The sequence below is a fragment of the Streptococcus sp. XMC genome (genome assembly GCF_021341835.1).
In the GTDB taxonomy this organism is placed as follows: Bacteria; Bacillota; Bacilli; order Lactobacillales; family Streptococcaceae; genus Streptococcus.
The window spans coordinates 171,005-193,171 of sequence record NZ_JAJTNQ010000002.1 but is presented as its reverse complement, the minus strand read 5'-3'; the positions used below and the strand labels follow the sequence as shown (position 1 = coordinate 193,171).

Genomic DNA, 22,167 nt, shown 5'->3' with positions numbered 1-22,167 from the left:
GAGAAGCAACATGAAACGACTACAAGAAAAAATTCAAACATTTGGAGAGCATTTAAAAAATGTCCATCGGGAAGCTGGCAAACTTGGCTTCGTAGGGATTATGAAACTCCTTTGGAAAGACCTATTCGCTGGTCGCACTTTGACACAATGGCTCTATTTGCTTGCTTTATCTAGCGTGCCCTTTGTCTTAGAGTTTACCAATCAGGAAGCAAGTCACGATTGGTTAGGGCTCTTTGCCTCCTGGACAGGAATCGTTTGTGTTATACTAGTAGCAGAAGGTCGGGCTAGTAACTATCTCTTTGGAGCAGTTAACTCAGCGATTTACCTCATCCTAGCCTTGAACAAAAACTTCTATGGAGAAGTTCTGACAACCTTGTACTTCTTCGTGATGCAACCAATCGGTCTCTATGTCTGGTTGTCGAATCGGATCAATGACCAAGGAGGAGCAGAAGAGTCTCACTTTGAGGCCAAGAAATTAACCTTAATGGAATGGATCAAGTATTTGGTCCTAACTGCTCTCATTTGGATAGGGATGGGTTATGCTTATAAAAGCATCCACAGCGCTCGACCTTTCCGTGATAGTGTGACAGATGCGACCAATGGAGTCGGTCAACTTCTCATGACCGGTCTCTATCGCGAACAGTGGATTTTCTGGATTGCGACCAACCTCTTCAGTATCTACCTCTGGTGGGGAGAAAGTATCCATATTCAGGGAATGTATTGGGTCTACACCCTCAATAGTTTGGTTGGTTGGTACCAATGGAGTAAAGCAGTGAAAAAGGAGGTTGCTTAGATGGCAACAATCAGCATTCCGGAAGGGATGAATGAAAAGGAATACTACGAGACGGTCGTCAGCGAGGAAGAATTCCTTCGTTGGTATAAGGAGCAGGATCACCCCACCTATGAAAATCCAAGTGTGACAGCAGATATGGTGGCCTACTGCTTTGTGGAGGGGCGCCTAAAACTCTTAGTGATTCGTCGGAAAACGCATCCTTGTCAGCATCGGGTGGCCTTGGTTGGAGGATTCTTGCAAAAGCATGAAGATGCTATCCAGGCTTGTATCCGTGAAGTCCAGGAAGAAGTTGGACTAGAATTGACCCCTCAAAAGGTCGAGCAACTAATGACAGTTTCTACTCCTGGTCGGGACCCTCGGGGTTGGGTCATTACCATTGCTCACTTGGTTTATTTGCCAGCTGAAGCAGTAGATATGGTCCGAGCTGGAGATGATGCCAAAGAAGTTCTCTTTCTCGATGTGGACTTCAAACATGGGGAATGTTCTCTAGATGGCCGTGTCTTGACAGCTGAAGATTTCGCCTTTGACCACTATGAGATTGTCCAAGAATCCATCAAGCGGATCCAAGGGCGCTTGGCCTGGAATCCAACCTTCCTCCATCTTCTAGAAGAGCCTTTCACCGTATACGAAGCAACCGAGTTGGTGAATCTGATTCATCCAGATAAAGAAATTTTGACCAATAATTTCCTTGTGACCTATGGTTCTTACGTTGAAGAAGTGGGGGTTAAGCGGGTACCTAAGAAAAAACCGCGCAAGACCTATCGCTGGAAAGAAAGCGAATCTTAAGCGGATCAATAAGATACAAAAGAGGCTGGGACAAAAGTCCTAGCCTCTCAATTGTTTTTGGATTGTCGAGCAAGACGCAGTGGTTGAGTGGGCTCTACTACGCTGATTTCATCGCTTTTACAGCCCTACTCAACTGTGCGGAGGTGGGACGACGAAATCGAATTCTAACGAATTACCGATTTCTGTCCCACTCTCTTTTTGTCATTAAGCTTTTTCTAATTGAAGAAGTTCTTCAATCTCAGCCAGAGTGCTTGCTTGCGAGATGGCTCCGCGTAGTTTGGCTGCGCCTGAGGTACCACGGAGGTAGTGAGGGGCTAAGCCACGGAATTCGCGGACGGCAATGTGCTCGCCTTTCAGATTGATCAAGCGCTTCAAGTGCTCATAAGCAATCTTCATCTTGTCTTCGAAGGTCAAATCAGGCAGGATTTCTCCTGTTTCAAAGTAGTGATTGATTTGATGGAAAAGGTAAGGATTGCCCATAGCGGCACGGCCAATCATGACCGCATCTGCACCGACTTCTTCGATGCGTTGCTTGGCGTCTTGAACCGTCCGGATGTCTCCGTTTGCGATAAATGGAATCTTGGTCAGAGCTTGCGCAACCTTGTGAAGGGTCTCAAGGTCAGCGTGACCAGTGTACATTTGCTCCCGGGTCCGTCCGTGCATAGCAAGGGCAGAAACACCAGCCGCTTCAGCTGCTAGGGCATTCTCCACTGCTAGAGAAGGATCTGACCAACCTGTCCGCATTTTGACAGTGAGAGGGATATCAAGGACGGATTGGACCTTGTTGATAATGGAGTAGATCTTATCAGGGTCCTTGAGCCACATAGCACCCGCCTCGTTTTTCACGATTTTATTCACTGGGCAGCCCATGTTGATATCAACGATATCGGTCTTGGTATTTTCTTGGATAAATTCTGCTGCGCGTGCTAGGCTATCTTCGTCGCTCCCGAAAAGTTGGATCGATACAGGATTTTCTCCTTCATCGATATGGAGCATATGCAGGGTCTTTTCGTTATTGTATTGGATTCCTTTATCAGAGACCATTTCCATGACTACAAGCCCTGCTCCCAGTTCCTTAGCAATCGTCCGGAAAGCGGAGTTGGTCACACCGGCCATAGGTGCTAGGACCGTCCGGTTTGGGATCTCGACGTTCCCAATCATAAAAGGTGTATTAAGATTTGTCACGAATGAGTTCCTCCAAGTCGTTTTCGTCAAAGTGATAAGCTGTCTGACAGAATTGGCAAACAATTTCCGCTCCCTGGTCTTCGTCCTTCATTTCTTGAAGGTCTTTGGCTGGTAAGCTAGCCAAGGCATCCATGAAACGTTCCTTGCTACAGTCGCATTGGAAACGAAGTTCTTCTTCAGAGAGACGTTTGTAGGGATCTTCGCCATAGATGGCAGCAAGAAGAGCTTCAATATGGTCGTCAGACGCTAAAAGGGTAGAAATGGCCGGCATTTCTTGGATACGTTTTTCAAAGCGGGCAATTTCTTCTTCCTTGGCATTTGGCAAGACCTGCACCAAGAAACCACCAGCAACCTTGACCTTGTCTTCTTCGTCGAGTAGAACATTGAGCCCCACTGCAGATGGCGTTTGTTGGCTTTCAGTCAAATAATAAGCCAGGTCTTCACCGATTTCTCCAGTGACCAGGGGCGTCATGGAGTGGTAAGGATTGCCTGTGCCGTAGTCGGTAATCACTAGGAATTCCCCATTTCCGACGAATGGTCCGACCACAACTTCACCAGTCGCTGTTTTCTTGATATCCACACCAGGATTTTGAACGTAGCCTTTGACGTTTCCTTGAGTATCTGCCACAGTGATAATAGCCCCCAGTGAGCTAGTACCTAGGATTTTCACCGTAATCTTGGTATTTCCCTTTTCATTGGCCGCTAAAATTTGGCTAGCGATCAGGGTCCGACCGAGGGCCACTGTTGAGCTTGCTTGTGTCTGATGGTGTTCTTGGGCTGCTCGCACGGTCTCTGTACTGTCAAGTACAAAGGCACGGAAGGAGCCACTTTCTGAGATAGTTTTAATAATTTTGTCCATAGCTTCTATTTTAGCATAAAAAAAGAAAAGAGGTGAAGGGAGTAACTTGATTTATTTAGACTTGAAAGGGAAAAAATCTTTCTGAGGAGAACCTTGCTTAAAAACTGAAAAGAATAAGATCTAATTTAGGGAGAAAAGAAGGTAAAAGACGAACGATCATTGTATAAGCTGGGATATGAAGGCCAAAAGATGGATGTTTAGAAAATGAGAGACAACTTTTAAGGGTAAAAAACCAAGCAAAGAAATAGCTGACCTTGAAAAAAAAGAGGAAATTTCTTATAATAGGGTGTAAGACAAACTTGCAGGTGAGACTCCTGCCCCTAGTTTGAAGAAAGGCATAGATAGGGAACTATCTATGGTATATGAAAAAGAATTATGACATCAGTTGTTGTAGTAGGAACCCAATGGGGTGATGAAGGAAAAGGGAAGATTACAGACTTCCTATCAGCCAATGCAGAAGTCATTGCGCGTTACCAAGGTGGGGACAATGCCGGTCACACCATCGTGATCGACGGCAAAAAATTCAAGTTGCACTTGATTCCTTCAGGTATCTTCTTCCCTGAAAAGATTTCTGTCATTGGGAATGGGGTTGTGATCAATCCTAAATCATTGGTCAAAGAGTTGGCTTATCTTCATGAAGAAGGTGTGACAACAGACAGTTTGCGCATTTCAGACCGCGCCCATGTCATCCTCCCTTACCATATCGAATTGGACCGTCTCCAAGAAGAGTCAAAAGGGGACAACAAAATCGGAACGACCATCAAAGGGATTGGACCAGCTTACATGGACAAGGCTGCGCGTGTGGGAATCCGGATCGCGGATCTTTTGGACCGCGACGTCTTTGCAGAACGCCTGCGCATCAACTTGGAAGAAAAGAACCGTCAATTTACCAAACTCTATGAAGCAGAGGCTCTTTCCTTTGACGATATCTTCGAAGAATACTATGAATATGGTCAACAAATCAAACAATATGTAACCGATACTTCTGTCATCTTGAACGATGCTTTGGATAACGGCAAGCGCGTGCTCTTTGAAGGAGCCCAAGGGGTTATGTTGGATATCGACCAAGGAACTTATCCATTTGTTACTTCATCAAACCCAGTTGCTGGTGGGGTGACCATCGGATCAGGTGTCGGCCCAAGCAAGATCGACAAGGTTGTCGGTGTATGTAAAGCCTATACCAGCCGTGTCGGTGACGGACCATTCCCTACAGAACTCTTTGATGAAGTGGGGGACCGGATCCGTGAAGTGGGGCATGAGTATGGGACAACAACCGGTCGTCCTCGTCGTGTTGGTTGGTTTGACTCAGTTGTCATGCGCCATAGCCGCCGCGTGTCAGGAATTACCAACCTTAGCTTGAACTCGATCGACGTTCTGTCCGGCTTGGATACAGTGAAAATCTGTGTAGCCTACGACTTGGATGGGGAACGCATCGACCACTACCCAGCAAGCTTGGAGCAACTCAAACGTTGCAAACCAATCTATGAAGAATTACCAGGCTGGTCAGAAGACATCACAGGTGTCCGCCACTTGGATGAGCTTCCAGAAAATGCCCGCAACTATGTCCGCCGTGTCGGTGAATTAGTTGGTGTGCGCATTTCAACCTTCTCAGTCGGACCAGATCGTGACCAAACCAATATCCTTGAAAGTGTGTGGTCTAGTTTATAAGCAAATGAAGATAAGAGAGTGGGACAGAAATCGGTCATTCGTTAGAATTCGATTTCATCGTCCCACCTCCGCACAGTTGAGTAGGGCTGTAAAAGCTGATGAAATCAGCGTAGTAGAGCCCACTCAACCACTGCGTCTTGCTCGACAATCCAAAGACAATTGAGAGGCTAGGACTTTTGTCCCAGCCTCTTTTTGAAAGCAGAAAGAGGAAAAAATGTATCAAACGATTTTATTTGACCTAGACGGCACCTTGACCAATTCAGAACTAGGGATTACCAACTCGGTGGCCTATGCCTTAGGAAAATATGGGATTCAAGTGCCAGACAAGAAAGCATTGAGAGTTTTCATCGGTCCGCCCTTGCAGGAGTCTTTTGAGCGCTTTTATGGATTTTCTAAGGAAGAATGTTTAAAGGCCATTGACTACTATCATGAGTATTTTTCCGAAAAAGGCCTTTATGAAAATGAGGTCTATCTAGGCGTTCCTGACTTGCTGGCTTCTCTCAAGCAGGCTGGCAAACAGTTGATTGTAGCTACGTCAAAGCCTGAAGAATTTTCCATTCAAATTCTCAAACACTTTGGTTTGTATGATTATTTTGACTTTGTCGCTGGTGCGACCATGGATAGAAAACGTAGTAAAAAAAGCGATGTTATCCAGTATGCCTTGGAGCAAAATGGGATTACAGATTTGGCGCATACCATCATGATTGGAGACAGGGAGCACGATGTGCTTGGCGCTCAAGCGCAAAAGTTTGATTCTATCGGTGTCCTTTATGGCTTTGGAAGCAGGGAAGAATTGGAAGAAGCCGGCGCCACCTATATTGCTCAAGAAGTTGGCGAAATTGCAGCTTTTATAGGATAACCTTTTCCAAAATATTAAAAGTTGGAACTTTTCTAATCTGCTGAATATTGCTTTATTTAATATTTCTATCGGTGTATACTTACTGTAGGTTAAGTCACACAGATTAAGAGGTGATAATATGAATTTGTCACGATATATATTAAAATATAGTACTGATGATGGTACGTTGTATTTTAATACTAAAACCAATCATTCATTTTTTCTTACGAATGAATTGAATAGAGTAGTCGACAGCAATGATGTGATTAGGAAAGAGTTTCATGCTTATCTTGATAAAAATAAATATTTAAGTGAGGGTGAGTATGAGGTCGAAAAGTATCTATCTAAAATAAGCGATACAGATGCTGAATTATTGGAACTAACAATTTTGACACATGGAGATTGTAATTTTCGGTGAAGGTTAAAGTGAATAACAAATTCGATGACAAAATGAATGCTAAACCTAGAGTATTTAACTATAATTGTGATTGTAAATAATCACGATTTTAAATAAATTAGAGAAGAGGGTTGTGCTAGCCCTCTATTTTGATGGATGATAATTATGAGAAATATTTATAAGTACATTGATAAGAAGTATCTTTTTCCTATTTTTTTAGGGCGTATTGTGAATAGTGGTTTGGTGTTGGCGCAACCTCTGATTTTAACGAAGGCCTTGAAGTTAGATCAAGACGGCCTTTCTTATGGAAAAATTCTCAATTTTGTTTTATTTGGTTTGTCTGTCTATCTTGTTATTTATAGTCTGATGCTGTTTTCAAACCATTCGCACAATATATTCCGAAGAGAAATCAACAAAAGTGTCCGTGCCCTTTTATTTAAGAAAGTCATATTGAATCCTAAATTTTCCAATGATGAAAAAGTTAGTCTGCTAACTCAAGATATGGAATATGTGGGCGATAATTATTTGGAAAATATAAATGTTATGGTGAGTTGGGGATTTGTCGCCCTTGTTACAGCCATTTATATTGTTTCACAAAATTTTCTCTTAGGACTTATTTTTGTCATTTTTACGATTATGAGACCTATTCCTCAGTTCATCATGAATCGTCGTTTACAAGATTCGGGAGACAGCTGGTCCAAGCTTAGAACGAAATTACATGGGCTTGTCTCGGATAGTATGCAAGGCAGCCAAACCTTACGGATTAATCAGGCCATGAGGCTGAATGAAGAGCGCGTGAATGATTTAAACGGAGAATATCAAAAAGCCATCCAAAGATTTTGTTTCACACATAATATTATTTTTTTCTTTAATGGATTTATGGTCTTTTTTAGTCAGGTTGTTCCTCTTGCTTTAGGCTTTTATTTGAGTTTACAGGGAAATTCTATTTCTATTACAAGCCTCATCTCTATGTATGTTGCTGCGGGGATGCTGGTAGAACCGATCCAAACTCTGATGTACAGTGCAGCCAATCTCCAAGGTGCCTTGCCGACTGCGAACCGCCTGTTTAAGATTATCGAGGAAGAACCTGATTTCGAAGAGACAAAGGATCAATTTGTTGAAAATCTCGAATCGTTGCGCTTAAATCATATTTCAAAAAGTTTTGCTGAACGTCAGCTTTTTTCTGATTTGACGGCGACGATTTCAGTAGGTCAGAAGGTCTTAATCAAAGGACCGAGCGGGTCTGGAAAGACGACTCTTTTTCGCTTGATTTTAGGAGAAGAAGTATGTGATGAGGGTGACATTTTCGTTCAGTATGATGGAAATCAAATAACGAGTCATTTCCAAGGGAATATCGGTTTAATTAGCCAGCATCCCTTCCTGTTTAACGATACTATCCGCTATAATCTAACTTTTGGTCAGCCTTTTCAGGACCATGAATTATTGGAGGTATTGGACCGAGTTGGCTTAATAGATGAATTTCAGGATATTTTGAATGTAGAAATTCATAATAATGGTGAAAACATTTCAGGAGGTCAGCGTGTCAGATTAGAGTTGGCTCGTTTTCTCTTACGCGAGAAGGATATTTTATTAGCGGACGAAGTGACATCAGCTTTGGACGAAAAAAATAGTCGTCTGGTTAGAGACCTAATCTTTTCTTTGCCGATCACGGTACTAGAAATAGCCCATCATATTGATGAAGAAGAGCGCTATGACCAAATCCTTGAGTTACGTAAAGGATGAGCGATGCCACAATAGTTGGTTCTGCGACAAAGCGGATAGTAGTAAGCCAGCAATTTGTCAGATATTTTTGAGATTCTAAGTGGTGATATTTCCAAAATCATCAATACTCAGAGAACTTAAGCTTTATTTAAGATAGGCCAGCTATACTAGAAGCATAAACAAAGACCTCCTAACTTTGTTTAAACCTCCTAAACTTTTTCATAATAATCTCCCATAAGAGTCGCCCAATCGGCGGCTTTTTTTGTGAGTCGTAAGCTGCCTATGGTATAATGAACAAAGAAACTAAAAGGAAGAAGGAAGAGATGGACTACACGATAGAGGAAAAAGCGATGTTTATGAGGGAAGCCCTGAAGGAGGCGGAAATTGCCCTCGCCAATGATGAAATACCGATTGGCTGTGTCTTGGTCAAGGATGGTCAGATTATCGGGCGTGGACATAATGCGCGTGAGGAGCTGCAGCGGGCGGTCATGCATGCGGAAATCATGGCGATCGAGGAGGCCAATCAGCGTGAAAATAGCTGGCGCCTGCTGGATACGACGCTTTTTGTCACGATTGAGCCCTGTGTCATGTGTAGTGGTGCCATTGGTCTAGCTCGGATTCCCCAGGTGATTTACGGGGCGACCAATCAGAAGTTCGGTGGAGCAGGGAGTCTCTACGACATTTTGACAGATGAACGTCTCAATCACCGAGTCGAAGTAGAAACAGGAATCTTGGAAGCAGAATGTGCAGCCATCATGCAGACCTTTTTTCGCCAAGGTCGAGAACGAAAAAAACAAGCCAAACTCGCAGCCAAGGCCGAAACACAAGAATAAAAACCGGACCTTTGCAAATCGAACAAATTATGATATAATACCTATCGGAGCAACAGTTCTGCGTGAAGCGGGTCAGGGGAGGAATCCAGCAGCCCTAAGCGAAGTGAACTGTGTGCTCTTTTCTATTGCTCTTGATGAGTCAAGCCTAAAAGGTGCAGATGAATATTGGAGCAGCGAATCTAGTTTGAACGGACCTGAAATGAATTCAGCTGACATCCAATCTTAAGAAGCATATTTGTTTTCTTGTCAATCAAAATTGTTCTTCTCAATAGGCCTAAATAGGCCTAAAATTTGTTGACTCACGCAAACGATTGCTCTCGGTTATGTCCTAAGGTTAGCTTATTTAGAAAAATAGTATAGAATACAAATGTAAACGTTTTAAAATAGCGAAAGCACTTGCTTATTTTTTCTTAAAGCGTTATCATAAAAGAAAAGAACAATTGGAGGATAAACATGTCACATATTAAATTTGACTACTCAAAGGTGTTAGATAAATTTGTAGCACCACATGAACTAGATTATATGCAGCCTCAAGTGACTGCTGCAGATTCTGCTCTGCGAAATGGTACAGGTCCTGGGGCAGAAATGACTGGCTGGTTGAACTTGCCTGAAGAATATGACAAAGATGAATTTGCTCGTATTCAAAAGGCTGCTGCTAAAATCCAATCTGATAGTGAGGTATTGATCGTAATCGGTATTGGTGGTTCCTATTTAGGAGCTCGTGCAGCTATTGATTTCTTGAATAATTCTTTTGTAAATCTACAAAGCAAGGAAGAACGCAAGGCACCTCAAATCCTCTATGCTGGAAATTCTATTTCTTCAAGCTATTTGGCTGATTTGGTAGACTATGTATCAGACAAAGATTTCTCTGTCAACGTTATTTCTAAGTCAGGAACGACTACAGAGCCTGCTATTGCTTTCCGTGTCTTCAAAGAACTCTTGGTTAAGAAGTATGGTCAGGAAGAAGCAAATAAACGGATTTATGCAACTACAGACCGCGCTAAAGGTGCAGTTAAGGTTGAAGCAGATGCTAATGGCTGGGATACTTTTGTAGTGCCTGATAGTGTAGGTGGTCGTTTTACAGTATTGACAGCAGTGGGACTCTTGCCAATCGCAGCTGCAGGGGCTGATATCAGCAAGTTAATGGAAGGAGCAAATGCTGCTCGCAAGGCTTATGCTTCTGATAAGTTGGCTGAAAATGAAGCATATCAATATGCAGTTGTACGCAATATCTTGTACCGTAAAGGTTATCTGACAGAAGTTCTAGCTAACTATGAACCATCTCTACAATACTTCTCTGAGTGGTGGAAGCAACTGGCTGGTGAGTCAGAAGGGAAAGACCAAAAAGGGATTTACCCAACTTCAGCCAACTTCTCAACAGACTTGCACTCTCTGGGACAATTTATCCAGGAAGGTACCCGTATCCTCTTTGAAACAGTTGTACGTGTAGATAAACCTCGCAAAAATGTGCTGATTCCTGAATTGGCAGAAGACTTGGACGGTCTTGGCTACTTGCAAGGAAAAGATGTTGACTTTGTCAATAAAAAAGCTACAGATGGAGTGCTGTTAGCACACACTGATGGTGGAGTTCCAAATATGTTTGTGACACTGCCTGAGCAAGATGAGTTCACTTTGGGCTACACTATTTACTTCTTTGAGTTGGCTATTGCTCTTTCTGGCTACCTGAATGGTATCAATCCATTTGACCAGCCTGGAGTTGAGGCTTATAAGAAAAACATGTTTGCCCTTCTTGGAAAACCAGGCTTTGAAGAGCTGGGTGCTGAGTTGAATGCACGCCTTTGATTCTTATATGCCTTGAGTTCATTTAGAGTATAAAAAGAGATCCACAAGTTCATTTCTTGTGGATTTTTTAGTACAAGCCTCATAATTAGTTTATTATTTTTTTGAACAGTATAAAAAAGAGTGTCTTAATTCTTTTATGAAAGCGCTATATAATTGCCTTGTAAATAAAATTTGAGAGGTATCAAAATGAATGATTGGTTAAACATAAAAGGCAAAACAGTTCTTGTGACTGGCGCGTCATCTGGGATCGGTAAGGCAATTGTTGAAGAATTGCTGGAATTAGGTGTCAATGTAGCGAATTTCGATCTTAGCGACAACGATTTGCGTCATCCAAATCTATTATTTGTAAAAGTTGATGTAACTTCTCGCTCTGAAGTAGAAGAGGGTGTTGCCAAAATAGTTGAAAGATTTGGCAATATTGATGCAGTGGTCAATAATGCAGGGATTAATATCCCTAGATTATTAATCGATGCAGAAAATCCTAAAGGTCCTTACGAATTGGACGATGAGACGTTCGAAAAAGTAACGATGATTAATCAAAAAGGTTTGTATCTGGTTAGTCAGGCAGTGGGACGTATTTTAGTGAAAAATGGAAAAGGTGTAATTGTGAACATGGCTTCAGAAGCAGGCTTGGAAGGTTCTGAAGGACAAAGTGCCTATGCTGCCACAAAAGCAGCAGTCTATAGTTACACTCGTTCATGGGCAAAAGAGCTGGGTAAGCATGGTGTACGTGTGGTTGGAATTGCTCCAGGAATTATGGAAGCTACGGGACTTCGAACTCTTTCTTATGAGGAAGCTCTTGCTTATACCCGTGGAAAGACGGTAGAAGATATTCGAGCTGGTTATGCTTCAACTTCAACAACTCCTTTGGGACGAAGTGGTAAACTACGGGAAGTAGCTGACCTTGTAGCATTCTATATTTCAGACCGTTCTAGCTATATAACTGGAGTCACTACAAATATTGCCGGAGGGAAAACTCGCGGTTAAAAAAATGAAGGTGAGGAAGAGAGTTGACCATAGTAAATCGATGGTATAACATTTTAGAAAAAATGGTCTCACAGCCAACTTATTCCTTGGTAGATATGCGCTCAGAGCTGGATATTAGTATGCAAACCTTGCAAAAGAGTATCCAACAATTAAATGATGTTTTGGCTCCGAGTATCCAGATTATCTCACAAGATGATAAGTTAATGTTAGAGGTGTATGACTATACTGAGTTGGAAAGGATTTTATCTGGTAGTTTAAAACGGGAGAGTGACTTCAATTCTTCCAGTAAAAGAATTGCCTATTTACTAAAACGTTTAATTAAGTCAACCTCCCCTCTTCTTATTGACGACTTGGCTGAGGAAGCAGGTGTTAGTAGAAGTACCCTTAATAAGGATTTAAAACAAGTAAAATCTTTGGCAGAGAGTTACTCTATCACTATTTCAGGAAAGCCCAACCGTGGGCTGGAGGTCTTGGGGTCCGAGCTGAATTTGCGCTTGCTCTATATTCACCAAGTGGCCCCTTACTTTGAAGGAAAGACACTCACCGAGGCAACATCTTCTTTTCTGGAGACGCTAGTCCAGGAGTATAAAATCCCGAAAGAAACAAAGGAACTCCTTCGAAAGACAATTTCAATTATGGTGGAGCGTATTCATGCATCTAGGGTGTTGAGTTGCCCTATTCCTTACTATAGGAATGATTTAACAGAGACACCTTTGGTTGAAAAATTAATCTATCATATTGAGATGACTTATAAGATTTCCCTCAGTCAGTTTGAGATAGACTTTTTGTGTTTTCCGTTTAATATCCGTTTTATTGACACTTTAAGCAAGCCGTCTTATCAATCTGAACAGCTTGCAAACATTTTTCAAGGGATTGTCAAGAAAGTCAAAGAAACAATGTTGGTTAACTTTGATGATGAAGAATTATTTGAAGAAATCAAGTCTCATCTAGGCCCCTTAATCAATCGACTGATTTTCCATGTGCAAGCTAATGATATATTCCATGGCGAGGTTCAAACTCAATATCCTTTTGCTTTTGAAATGGCGAAAATTGCTGGAGAAGAACTATCTGCAATTTTTGGTTCTGAATTGGAATTATCTGAAATCGGATATCTGGCTTTGTATTTTGAAATGATTTTAAGAAAGCAAAACTCTGTTGTAAATGGTTCTCGCAAGCAGATAGCTGTAGTTTGCACAACAGGAAGAGGAACTGCTGCGATGATTATTCAGCAACTCAGACGAATACTTGGAAATGATGTAGACATTACTCAGTATTCTGAAGAGGATTTTAATCTGGATTTGAATCAGGACTATTTCGCGATTTTTACGACAGTTCCTCTAAAATATAAAGATTCTAAATCTCCAGTCATTCAAGTTAATCATCTTTTTGATGATCAATGGCTGCAGGAAGAATGGCAGAGGGTCAATGCTTTTCATCAAAAAAATCTAGAAACAGTCAGCTTACGTTTTCTTCGGTTGAGTCCCCAAAAAACCTATCAGCAATACTTGCTAAATATGGTTGCAGAGTTAGAGAAACTTCAGATGATTGATGAAGGTTTTAGAAATCGGATAATTGATAGGGATAAAAAACAATCAACCATTTTTGGTGGAGGAATTGCCTTCCCCCATACAATTAACCAGGGTTATGCAAAAACTATTTTAATGTTTGGAAAGCTAGAAGAGCCCTATCAAAAAGGAGATGATTGGATTGAATTTATCTTTCTAGTCGCCATTCCCTCAGAAATTGAAAGCAAAATGGAGAGTGAATTGCTGGAATTGTATGACGACATTTTTCGAATTGCAGGAGAGCCTTCTCTAAAAGAAGCATTGAGGGCTGTAGAAACAGAGACAGAGTTTCTATCATTTTCTAAGAGCAAAGGAGTATTTTAATGAATTCGCTAATAATTTTCGCTGTATTTATCATGGCAGCTTATATATTTCAAATGTTCCTCGGCTGGCAGCAACTCAAAGACTTCAATAAGACCTATACGATGCTCCGAAGACTGGGGCGCGTAGCGATTGGCAGGAAGTCCGGAAGAATCAAATCCGGTACGATTGTCATGTTCGCGGTTGATGAAAACGGTCGGGTTCTTAAAGCTAGCAAAATGCAAGGAGTCACAATCTTAGCACGTTTTCAAAATATGGACGATTATGTTGGAGAAGACATCCATTATTTTGACAAGTATAATCCTCTTGTGAGAAAAGAAAATAAGTTGATGCAATCAGCCATAGAAGATGCTAGAAAAGTCTATCTTTGGCATGAGGCAGGTATTGAGAAAGAGACAAGTTCATCTGATTCTTTTCTGGGATTCGGCTTTTATGCGAATTACTTACAATTATCTATTAAACAGTTATTAAAAAAAAATAAGAAAGGGAGTTCCTTATGAATCACATTACAAATTTTGCAGAGAGTTTTATGAAACTCTTCCAATTAGGTGGAGAAACCTTTATTAGCTGGATGACAAATATTGTACCGCTTGTCTTAATGCTATTGATTGCAATGAATACCCTTATCGCTTTCTTGGGAGAAGAGAAGGTCAATTCCCTGGCTAAGATTTCTGCCAAAAATCCTGTTAGCCGGTATATGATTTTACCTTTCATTTCAGCCTTTATGCTGGGGAATCCGATGGCAATCAGTATGGGACGTTTCTTACCAGAATATTATAAACCTAGTTTTGTAGCAGCTCAGATGCAGTTCTGCCATACTTCAAATGGTGTATTTCCGCATATCAATCCTGGGGAATTGTTTGTATGGATGGGAATTGCAACAGGAATTCAAACTTTAGGTTTAAGTCAAATGGACTTAGCCATTCGTTACATGCTTGTTGGGCTTGTCATGAACTTTGTAGGCGGTTGGGTGACCGATTTTACAACTGCTTATGTAGCAAAACAGCAAGGTGTTACCTTGAGTAAAACATTTGATTGATAGAAAGAGTGAAATTATGTCATATAAGAGTATAAAAGTTGTTAAAGGAAATGGCGGTTTCGGAGGACCTTTGGTCATTACACCTAGTGAAGCTAAGCATAAATTCATCTATATCACTGGCGGAGGAGAAAAGCCAGATATTGTAGATAAAATTGCTGATTTGACCGGTATGGAAGCTGTTAATGGGTTTAAAACTTCTATCCCAGATGAGGAAATTGCTTTAGCAATCGTGGATTGTGGCGGTACTCTTCGCTGTGGTATTTATCCTAAAAAGGGGATCCCTACAATAAATATTGTCGCTACAGGGAAAAGTGGGCCTCTAGCTCAATATATAACCGAGGAAATCTATGTGTCAGCAGTTGGTCTTAATCAAATTTCTGCTGCTAATGAAGACGAAAAAGCGACAACTGTGGTAACAGAAAAGCCAACTTACGATACTAGTAAAAAAATTACAGAGCAAAAAGCTGAAACAAGTATTGTAGCAAGAATTGGGATGGGTGCTGGGAAGGTCGTTGCGACTTTCAACCAGGCTGCTCGTGAAGCCATACAAACAATGCTCAATACGATCATTCCTTTCATGGCCTTTGTTTCCTTGCTGATTGGGGTTATTCAAGGTTCAGGTGTTGGAAATTGGCTGGCAAAATTAATGGTTCCCCTAGCTGGGAACATCTGGGGACTCATTTTGATTGGCTTTATCTGTTCCTTGCCATTCCTATCTCCTTTGTTAGGCCCCGGAGCTGTTATCAGTCAGATTATTGGAACCTTAATTGGAGTTGAAATCGGCAAAGGGAATATTCCGCCCCAAATGGCTCTGCCAGCTATATTTGCTATCAACACTCAAAACGGTTGTGATTTCATTCCTGTAGCACTCGGTCTATCTGAAGCCAAGGCTGAAACAGTTGAGGTTGGTGTCCCTTCTGTGCTTTATTCACGCTTTCTCAATGGTGTTCCGCGGGTGCTAGTAGCTTGGATAGCTAGTATTGGCCTTTATCAGTAGACCTTTGATAGATGCACGTAAATATAGCAACTATTATGTTAAACTTATCTACAAACATAAGTTTATGACAGATTTGAGAAAGGATGAATAGGAATTAGATGAAGAAAATTTTTGAAGCTAAAGTAATTCAAGTGGGGCCTGAAGCTCAGAATATGATTCAAGACGCTAATATGCTCATTTTATTTGGAGAAGAAGCTCCAGAAGACTTAGCAGAGTATTGTTTTAAAATCGATAACAAAAATCTTCTAGGTGCAATACTAGAAGGTGGAAAGCTGGTCGTAGATAGTCAGGAATATTCGATTACTGCAGTAGGAAATGTAGTAGAAAAAAATTTAACTGGACTGGGCCATATCACTATTTCTTTTGATGGTTCAAAAGAGGGCAGCCTGCCGGGCACTCTCCATGTTGCAGCAGACCAAGCAGTAGTAATTGAAAAGGACTCTACCATTCAGATTTTCGAAACTGCTTGACCATAACAAAATTTAAAATCAAGCAATTTAGAAAAATAAAAGTCTAAAAAATTGATTCAGAGCTTGGACAAAAAGTCCAGGCTTCTGGGTCTAAATTAGAAAAAATAGATGACGCAGTGGTTGATTGGCATCTTCCTTCGCTTTTTAAGCCCCAAAGATTGCCTGATCAACTGTGCGGGGGTGGGAAGATGAACTTTTTAACTTGTTTGAAGTTCTTTCCCACTCCCTTTTTGATAGGGAAAATAATTTATGTTTTAATATTGTAAAATTTGTCATTGTTTTTCAATGTTTTCGCAATATGACAAATCAACAAAATTTATAAGGATAAAAACATGCCAGAAAAAGACGGTCAGGGTCAAGCGCAAAGAGCTTGAAGTCAATCAAACTAGCCAGCCAGTGCAAGGGAATTTCCAGCAGATGCATCCATAAGGGGTGCCTGAACAGAAGGGAAAGACCAAAAAGGGATTTACCCAACTTCAGCTAACTTCTCAACAGACTTGCACTCATTGGGTCAATTTATCCAAGAAGGAACTCGTATCATGTTTGAAACAGTTGTCCGTGTGGATAAACCACGTAAGAACGTGATCATCCCTACATTGGAAGAAGACCTTGATGGACTTGGTTACCTCCAAGGAAAAGACGTTGACTTCGTAAACAAAAAAGCGACTGACGGTGTTCTTCTTGCCCACACTGACGGTGACGTACCAAACATGTACGTAACTCTTCCTGAGCAAGATGCCTTCACTCTTGGCTACACTATCTACTTCTTTGAGTTGGCTATCGCCCTTTCAGGTTACTTGAATGCCATCAACCCATTTGACCAACCAGGTGTTGAAGCATACAAACGCAACATGTTTGCCCTTCTTGGTAAACCAGGATTTGAAGAACTTGGAGCAGAACTCAACGCTCGCCTTTAATCGACAGACAAAACGATCTCAAAAGAGGTCGTTTTTTAATCGCTTTCAATATCTCAGAATGAGGTGGAAAAGTAGACGGTTTTATGATATAGTAGAACTACGATATTTATACTTTGCACGTCAAACTATGGCCACAAAAAGTGGGGAGGATGATGGGCGAAGGTTCTTAGTAAAGGAGAGATTATGACAACAGAAGACAAGACACCTTTTGGAACACAAGAGGGACAAACTGTCCAAGAACCTTTTGGAGCACAAGAGGGACAAACTGTTCAAGAACCTTTTGGAGCACAAGAGGGACAAACTGTTCAAGAACCTTTTGGAGCACAAAATGAACAAACCGTTCAACCACCTCTTGAAGCCCAAACTGGTCAAAGCGTTCAAGAACCTTTTGGAGCACAAGGAGGGCAGACTGTTCAAGAACCTTTTGGAGCACAAAATGGTCAAACAGCTTATGAGCCATTTGGCGCACCAGGAGCGCAAGCCTTTCAACAGTCTTCTCCAGTAGAAGGACCACAAGCTGGAGGGCAGGGACAATTTTTCCAAAACCAAGCTCCTCAGGTAGAAAACAATCCTTTCTACCAACAAGGGAACCCTCAAGCCTTCCAATCGCAATGGAATGTTCAGCCAAAACCGAAGCGTGGATGGACGAAAATTGTTGTCTTTTCCCTTCTTGCACTTGTTCTTGGTGGATTAATTGGTGGCGGTGCTGGCTATTTCTGGGGAAATTCATCTAAGCCTCAAGCAGATGCTAATCGAACAAAACGCTTAGAACTCGCTAATGAAGAAGCAAGGAAGGTAAAAAACAGCTTCATTACAGAAAAGAAGGAGACTGTTTTCACCTGGACTCTTAAAGACCTTGCTACCTTGAGTTATACCAACAAGGATGGTTATGGGTTGACTGCTGATCAGATTGTTGAAACCTATGGATTGGCTTCCAGTGTAGAGTATGATAAGAATAGCCTTACTCTTTATTGGGATCGCGCAAAGAATGCTGAACATCAGAATGTTTATTTCCGATTTGAAAAAGTTGATGGCAACTATTATTTGAAAACTGTGGAAGCTTTTGACTTAGAAGAATTCTATGCAGACGATGAAGATGAAGATACTTCTGCAGATCGTGAGTTAAGTACAAAAGAATTCAAAAATCTGAAAACAGGAGATAAGAAAACTGGTGAAGGTGGAACTTCCCTATCAGAAGTTTTGAAAAAGCATAAATCAAATGTTGTCCGAATTGGAACAGAAACAAAAATGACTGAGGACGGAGAAAAGTATGACTCTACTCGTGTTATTGCAACCGTTAACTTTAAGGTCGGTGACGATTATAAGACATTGCGCTTCTTAGCACAACCAGATGGAGATTTCTTATACATTGGTCCAGAACGTTATTAATATAGAGGAGATAGATGAAAGATGAATATGAATCAATCACAGGCACCATTTGGTGTGCCAGAAACTGGTAATCAAAAGAAGCCAGGGAAAGGTCTGTTAATCGCTTGTGTTAGTGTTTTTGCAGTCTTAGGAGTCATTGCAGGTCTATTTCTTGGTCGTTCTTTTGGTGCAGCAAATGCTAAAAGTAGCGAACCAGCCCTTCACCCAACAGCTAACGCAGGAGAATCAAAACGAGATCAGGCTGGTAAGTATATTGATCCGGAAGAAGCAGAATTTTCTTGGAACATTGATGATTTAGCTGATTTGGAGTTTGGTACATACGAAACTCCAGATTTAGGAACAAGCATTGAAGATGTTGTGGATGTACATGGCAAAGCTTTGAAAGGCACGTTTAGAAAAGATAAAATTGATTTAGAATGGGGCGAGTTACAAGAAGATCAGGATGATACGCTGACTAGTTATCGTACTGTTCGTGAAATGCGCCTTACGTTTCAGAAGAAAGGAGACAATTACTATTTAAAAAACCTCTATTATTTAGGGAATCATAAAGAAGCTGAGGACGATTTTATGACCTCATCTTACTATGATAAACTGAAAGTGGGAGATGCTAAAACTGGTAAGGATGGAGTATCCTACAAGGAAGTGATTAAGGATCATACTATTTCTAGTCTTTCAATGTCTGCAGATGAAGACTACAAAACTAAAGATATTGTTACTACAATGACAGTAAATATAAAATCCTCAAGTTCTTCTGAATATAGGTTGACTTTTGTGAGACAATCTGATGGAGATTTCCTTTTATCTGAAAAAAAATTATGATGAAGAAGGGGCTCTTCATTCATTCTCTTTGAAAGATGTGAAGGAAGAAAAATTCATTCACCTAAAAGCCAGAAAAGAGGCTGGGACAAAAGTCCTAGCCTCTTAATTGTCTTTGGATTGTCGAGCAAGACGCAGTGGTTGAGTGGGCTCTACTACGCTGATTTCATCAGCTTTTACAGCCCTACTCAACTGTCCCACTCTCTTCTCTGTTCTAGCGGGGACGGGCTATTTATGGTATAGTAGGATATGTTGCCAAAGGAAACAGGTGTGAACAGTTGGACGGAAAGGGATACAGATACGATCGCAGAATGGATAATGTAAAGGAAACAACAAGAAAACATCTGAAGACCCTCTTAGCTTTCATCCAAAAAAGAGGGATTATTTTAGGGTTCCTCGGAATGCTGGGAGTAGGATACGGGCTTGCTGCTTCTGGGAGTCCACAAGACCAGCTAAATCCAGACCAGCAAGTGACCTTTCGTAAGGAAGAAGCTTATCTGCAGGCCTTCCTGGCGAAATCAGATCGACCAGAAGTTGGGGTGCATTTGGAGGAATTGCTAGAATTTAAAATAGGAGATGGGACTGGTGAGCTAAGCACCAAGGGGACGACACCGGAGACCCTGGTCAAAAAATTAGGGGGAGCTAAGCAAGCTCGGCTGGAGTCAAAAGCTAGAACGCAGCTCCTTCGTCTCAGCTATGGAACGACACAAGATGGTCGAGATAGATACCAATTTGAATTTACCCATATGAAGGATGGCTACTATCTAACAGCTATTCAGGGCTATCAACCAAGCTCTAAGCACAATTTAGAAAGTAAACAGCTGAAAAAGGCAGCCTTGACCAGTCTTGCTAGTGGGAAAGAGAAAACTGGCATGAAACTAGAAGACATTTTACAAAAGGTTGGCTTGCCACAATCATTGCTTTTGAATCATAAGGATGGAAAGACAGTTTTGGTCCTAACCTACCGTGCACAAGAGGGGCTCGTCTTTCTCACTTTGCAAGCCCAAAAAGATGCTCACTATCATCTAGTTAAGGTCGAATAAGGAGGAGTAAATGGATACAGTCATCAAGAAGCTAAAAATTCCTGGTCTCCTGCTGCTAGCGTTCCTCTTAGGGATGGGTCTAGAGGTCCTTAGTCATCCACCCAAAAGTTCTACAGCGATAAGTGAAATAAAGAACTTATCAACTTTTAAAGCGAAAGAATTTCAAGGGGAGCGACTCTTAAAAGAAACGAATGAAAAAAAGGATTCGCCATGGACCTTGGAACAGATCGAGCGCTTCCCTCTATCGATAAAGAACCAAAACGGTAGTCTGAAGCAGACTGGAAGTCGCCTGGAGACCCTTCTGAAGGAGATGGGGCACCCCCAAGAGAAAGTTCTCTTTCAATCTACAGCAAGCAAGCAACCCAGTCTCTCCCTGCTCTATCGATGGGACGATAGGGGAAAGGGAGCCTCCATCCGTTTGCTTTTTAGCAAGGGGGCTGATGGGAGCTATCTGCTAGAAGAGATCGACGCCAGTCTAGCCAATCTAGACCGGGAGGGGAACAAAGCTTTTTCAGAAAAAGTTTACCAGAGCTTAGAACCTGGAGAAAAGATGGATCTTAAAGCACTTCTAGGTAGCTATCAGGGCCTACAATCCTTCGTCCGACGCCAAATCAGCCCTGATCAGGAAGGATTTCAACTATCCTTTCAGGATGAGAAGGGGAAATCTTATTTATTAGAGATTAAAATAATGGATGGTTCTTGCTATTTGTTGCGAAAGAGCCAGGTGGACTCTCAAGGGATTACAAGTCTTACCTGATAGAGGGGAGAAATTGAATGGAAAAAGGTAGAAAGATTCAGAGAGAATGGACTAAGGTCCCAGGTGGAAATAAAATCTCTTCAGAGCTCTCTTCAAAAAGTAATCTGCAGAATGATAGGATGGAACTACCAAGCAGGGTCAAAGAAGCAAAAACAGGGAAGCGAAATGGTGGAGAGAATCTTCAAAAAAGTGTGCTTAAGAAGTCTTACTTAGCTCATTTCTCTATTTTCTTCAAGCTAGTGCTAGGAGGTCTGTTCCTCTTGTTCCTTTTTAACATTGTGTCTCGATATGTGAAATCACCTGCGCATGATTCTCACTCTGTAAAATTAAGCAAGGGGACAGAGGCTCGTTTATCAGATAAGGAATTTAAAAATCTTTTTAATAAAAACTCTCGCTATACAGACCCAAATCATAAAATTGATATCAATATAGAGGAGGTTGTCGCATACATTAGAAAAATTAATGATGCCAACCTTACTATGGATGATATTTTCAACCAATTAGGAAAAGCAAGAGATGGATATGTGAGTATAGACTCTGATGGTAGTCGAGGAAGTGTATTGACGTATCTCCTTACCGATAATAAAGCAGCACTGGACTTTGATTTTAGTGAAAAGGAGAATCGCCTCCTTCTGCATTCGATTCAGTATTTTACCCTAGAAAGCCAGAGAGAATCAACTGAAAGAACAAGTGATGATTATAGTGCTCTTATTCCTCAGCCAGGTCAAGAGGGGGTGGAGTTGATGGAAGCTATCAAAGAATTGGGAGTACCAGATTGGCTCTATTCCAGTTTTTTACCTGGGACGGAGGCTCAAATTGCTATCTCCTATAAAGCAAGTGATGAGATGCGAGTTACCTTGTATTTTGATCAAGATGGAGATTTTTTCCGTTTGGGAAGTATGACGAAATTAAAGGATAAAAAAGAATAACTAAAGTGAGAAGGAGGAGTCTCATTCCGTTTTCTTCCATCCTGAGAAACGAG

21 protein-coding genes, 1 other RNA gene and 1 pseudogene are annotated in these 22,167 nt (G+C 41.4%); 21 read left to right on the top strand and 2 right to left on the bottom strand.

Going from position 1 to position 22,167, the window contains the following annotated elements; genetic code table 11:
* Positions 1-10: 10 nt before the first annotated feature.
* Entirely contained in the window at positions 11-793 is a 783-nt protein-coding gene (pnuC, locus tag LXO72_RS05835) for a nicotinamide riboside transporter PnuC (RefSeq protein WP_233331788.1), read from the top strand.
* Positions 794-1,579 carry an NUDIX domain-containing protein gene (locus tag LXO72_RS05830; protein ID WP_233331787.1) on the top strand — a complete coding sequence of 262 codons (786 nt, stop codon included), beginning with the start codon at positions 794-796 and terminating at the stop codon, positions 1,577-1,579.
* Positions 1,580-1,783: 204 nt separating this feature from the next.
* Here the strand turns inward: LXO72_RS05830 and dusB are convergent, their stop codons facing one another.
* The gene (gene dusB, locus LXO72_RS05825) at positions 1,784-2,764 is read right to left on the bottom strand and encodes a tRNA dihydrouridine synthase DusB (RefSeq protein WP_165851216.1); all 981 of its coding nucleotides are present in this window, start codon (positions 2,762-2,764) and stop codon (positions 1,784-1,786) included.
* Positions 2,751-3,623, bottom strand: a complete 873-nt coding sequence (gene hslO / locus LXO72_RS05820) for an Hsp33 family molecular chaperone HslO (protein WP_023027349.1) — start codon at positions 3,621-3,623, stop codon at positions 2,751-2,753. Before hslO ends, dusB begins: the two co-directional genes overlap by 14 nt.
* 375 nt (positions 3,624-3,998) lie before the next feature.
* On the opposite strand from hslO, the gene LXO72_RS05815 reads away from it, so the two are divergent.
* The 19 genes and pseudogenes from LXO72_RS05815 to LXO72_RS05725 all read left to right on the top strand — a co-directional run bounded on the left by LXO72_RS05815 (position 3,999) and on the right by LXO72_RS05725 (position 22,114).
* Complete coding sequence (locus LXO72_RS05815) at positions 3,999-5,291, top strand: adenylosuccinate synthase (protein ID WP_049522949.1); 1,293 nt, start codon at positions 3,999-4,001, stop codon at positions 5,289-5,291.
* A gap of 214 nt (positions 5,292-5,505) precedes the next feature.
* A complete protein-coding gene (locus tag LXO72_RS05810; protein WP_031575622.1) occupies positions 5,506-6,150 on the top strand; it encodes an HAD family hydrolase in 645 nt (214 codons plus the stop codon).
* Positions 6,151-6,268: 118 nt separating this feature from the next.
* On the top strand, positions 6,269-6,547 hold the full coding sequence (locus tag LXO72_RS05805) for a hypothetical protein (protein ID WP_003009004.1): 279 nt from the start codon (positions 6,269-6,271) through the stop codon (positions 6,545-6,547).
* A gap of 144 nt (positions 6,548-6,691) precedes the next feature.
* Entirely contained in the window at positions 6,692-8,269 is a 1,578-nt protein-coding gene (locus LXO72_RS05800) for an ATP-binding cassette domain-containing protein (protein WP_049498605.1), read from the top strand.
* A gap of 302 nt (positions 8,270-8,571) precedes the next feature.
* On the top strand, positions 8,572-9,081 hold the full coding sequence (gene tadA / locus LXO72_RS05795; RefSeq protein ID WP_207801603.1) for a tRNA adenosine(34) deaminase TadA: 510 nt from the start codon (positions 8,572-8,574) through the stop codon (positions 9,079-9,081).
* A gap of 38 nt (positions 9,082-9,119) precedes the next feature.
* Positions 9,120-9,215: signal recognition particle sRNA small type (ffs, locus tag LXO72_RS05790), an RNA gene on the top strand.
* Positions 9,216-9,534: 319 nt separating this feature from the next.
* Positions 9,535-10,884 carry a glucose-6-phosphate isomerase gene (locus LXO72_RS05785; protein WP_008808173.1) on the top strand — a complete coding sequence of 450 codons (1,350 nt, stop codon included), beginning with the start codon at positions 9,535-9,537 and terminating at the stop codon, positions 10,882-10,884.
* A gap of 186 nt (positions 10,885-11,070) precedes the next feature.
* Positions 11,071-11,871: an SDR family oxidoreductase gene (locus LXO72_RS05780; protein ID WP_001000837.1), complete on the top strand. Its 801-nt coding sequence runs from the start codon at positions 11,071-11,073 to the stop codon at positions 11,869-11,871.
* A gap of 62 nt (positions 11,872-11,933) precedes the next feature.
* On the top strand, positions 11,934-13,760 hold the full coding sequence (locus tag LXO72_RS05775) for a BglG family transcription antiterminator (protein ID WP_117744786.1): 1,827 nt from the start codon (positions 11,934-11,936) through the stop codon (positions 13,758-13,760).
* A complete protein-coding gene (locus LXO72_RS05770) occupies positions 13,760-14,257 on the top strand; it encodes a transcriptional regulator GutM (protein ID WP_023024627.1) in 498 nt (165 codons plus the stop codon). The genes LXO72_RS05775 and LXO72_RS05770 overlap by 1 nt, the downstream gene beginning before the upstream one ends.
* A complete protein-coding gene (gene srlA, locus LXO72_RS05765; protein ID WP_023024625.1) occupies positions 14,254-14,796 on the top strand; it encodes a PTS glucitol/sorbitol transporter subunit IIC in 543 nt (180 codons plus the stop codon). Before LXO72_RS05770 ends, srlA begins: the two co-directional genes overlap by 4 nt.
* 16 nt (positions 14,797-14,812) lie before the next feature.
* Positions 14,813-15,793, top strand: coding sequence for a PTS glucitol/sorbitol transporter subunit IIB (gene srlE, locus LXO72_RS05760; RefSeq protein ID WP_020992831.1), 981 nt, complete (start codon positions 14,813-14,815; stop codon positions 15,791-15,793).
* A gap of 98 nt (positions 15,794-15,891) precedes the next feature.
* The gene (locus tag LXO72_RS05755) at positions 15,892-16,263 is read left to right on the top strand and encodes a PTS glucitol/sorbitol transporter subunit IIA (RefSeq protein WP_008808177.1); all 372 of its coding nucleotides are present in this window, start codon (positions 15,892-15,894) and stop codon (positions 16,261-16,263) included.
* A gap of 440 nt (positions 16,264-16,703) precedes the next feature.
* Positions 16,704-17,180 (top strand): annotated as a pseudogene (pgi, locus tag LXO72_RS05750) (glucose-6-phosphate isomerase); the annotation flags it as partial.
* Positions 17,181-17,363: 183 nt separating this feature from the next.
* Positions 17,364-18,569, top strand: coding sequence for a hypothetical protein (locus tag LXO72_RS05745; protein WP_233331786.1), 1,206 nt, complete (start codon positions 17,364-17,366; stop codon positions 18,567-18,569).
* Positions 18,570-18,590: 21 nt separating this feature from the next.
* A complete protein-coding gene (locus LXO72_RS05740; protein WP_023027341.1) occupies positions 18,591-19,388 on the top strand; it encodes a hypothetical protein in 798 nt (265 codons plus the stop codon).
* Between the two features lie 308 nt (positions 19,389-19,696).
* Positions 19,697-20,428 (top strand): hypothetical protein, encoded by a 732-nt coding sequence (locus tag LXO72_RS05735; RefSeq protein WP_233331785.1) that lies wholly within the window; start codon positions 19,697-19,699, stop codon positions 20,426-20,428.
* A 10-nt stretch (positions 20,429-20,438) separates the two neighbouring features.
* Positions 20,439-21,185 carry a hypothetical protein gene (locus LXO72_RS05730; RefSeq protein WP_023024614.1) on the top strand — a complete coding sequence of 249 codons (747 nt, stop codon included), beginning with the start codon at positions 20,439-20,441 and terminating at the stop codon, positions 21,183-21,185.
* Between the two features lie 260 nt (positions 21,186-21,445).
* Positions 21,446-22,114, top strand: coding sequence for a hypothetical protein (locus LXO72_RS05725; protein WP_129269862.1), 669 nt, complete (start codon positions 21,446-21,448; stop codon positions 22,112-22,114).
* Positions 22,115-22,167 lie beyond the last annotated feature (53 nt).

Excerpts from the sequence above, each read along its gene's own strand:
- pnuC (WP_233331788.1), top strand. The coding sequence starts at position 11 with ATGAAACGACTACAAGAAAAAATTCAAACATTTGGAGAGCATTTAAAA.
- LXO72_RS05830 (WP_233331787.1), top strand. The coding sequence starts at position 794 with ATGGCAACAATCAGCATTCCGGAAGGGATGAATGAAAAGGAATACTAC.
- hslO (WP_023027349.1), bottom strand. The coding sequence starts at position 3,623 with ATGGACAAAATTATTAAAACTATCTCAGAAAGTGGCTCCTTCCGTGCC.
- LXO72_RS05815 (WP_049522949.1), top strand. The coding sequence starts at position 3,999 with ATGACATCAGTTGTTGTAGTAGGAACCCAATGGGGTGATGAAGGAAAA.
- LXO72_RS05810 (WP_031575622.1), top strand. The coding sequence starts at position 5,506 with ATGTATCAAACGATTTTATTTGACCTAGACGGCACCTTGACCAATTCA.
- LXO72_RS05805 (WP_003009004.1), top strand. The coding sequence starts at position 6,269 with ATGAATTTGTCACGATATATATTAAAATATAGTACTGATGATGGTACG.
- LXO72_RS05800 (WP_049498605.1), top strand. The coding sequence starts at position 6,692 with ATGAGAAATATTTATAAGTACATTGATAAGAAGTATCTTTTTCCTATT.
- tadA (WP_207801603.1), top strand. The coding sequence starts at position 8,572 with ATGGACTACACGATAGAGGAAAAAGCGATGTTTATGAGGGAAGCCCTG.
- LXO72_RS05785 (WP_008808173.1), top strand. The coding sequence starts at position 9,535 with ATGTCACATATTAAATTTGACTACTCAAAGGTGTTAGATAAATTTGTA.
- LXO72_RS05780 (WP_001000837.1), top strand. The coding sequence starts at position 11,071 with ATGAATGATTGGTTAAACATAAAAGGCAAAACAGTTCTTGTGACTGGC.
- LXO72_RS05775 (WP_117744786.1), top strand. The coding sequence starts at position 11,934 with ATGGTCTCACAGCCAACTTATTCCTTGGTAGATATGCGCTCAGAGCTG.
- LXO72_RS05770 (WP_023024627.1), top strand. The coding sequence starts at position 13,760 with ATGAATTCGCTAATAATTTTCGCTGTATTTATCATGGCAGCTTATATA.
- srlA (WP_023024625.1), top strand. The coding sequence starts at position 14,254 with ATGAATCACATTACAAATTTTGCAGAGAGTTTTATGAAACTCTTCCAA.
- srlE (WP_020992831.1), top strand. The coding sequence starts at position 14,813 with ATGTCATATAAGAGTATAAAAGTTGTTAAAGGAAATGGCGGTTTCGGA.
- LXO72_RS05755 (WP_008808177.1), top strand. The coding sequence starts at position 15,892 with ATGAAGAAAATTTTTGAAGCTAAAGTAATTCAAGTGGGGCCTGAAGCT.
- LXO72_RS05745 (WP_233331786.1), top strand. The coding sequence starts at position 17,364 with ATGACAACAGAAGACAAGACACCTTTTGGAACACAAGAGGGACAAACT.
- LXO72_RS05740 (WP_023027341.1), top strand. The coding sequence starts at position 18,591 with ATGAATATGAATCAATCACAGGCACCATTTGGTGTGCCAGAAACTGGT.
- LXO72_RS05735 (WP_233331785.1), top strand. The coding sequence starts at position 19,697 with ATGGATAATGTAAAGGAAACAACAAGAAAACATCTGAAGACCCTCTTA.
- LXO72_RS05730 (WP_023024614.1), top strand. The coding sequence starts at position 20,439 with ATGGATACAGTCATCAAGAAGCTAAAAATTCCTGGTCTCCTGCTGCTA.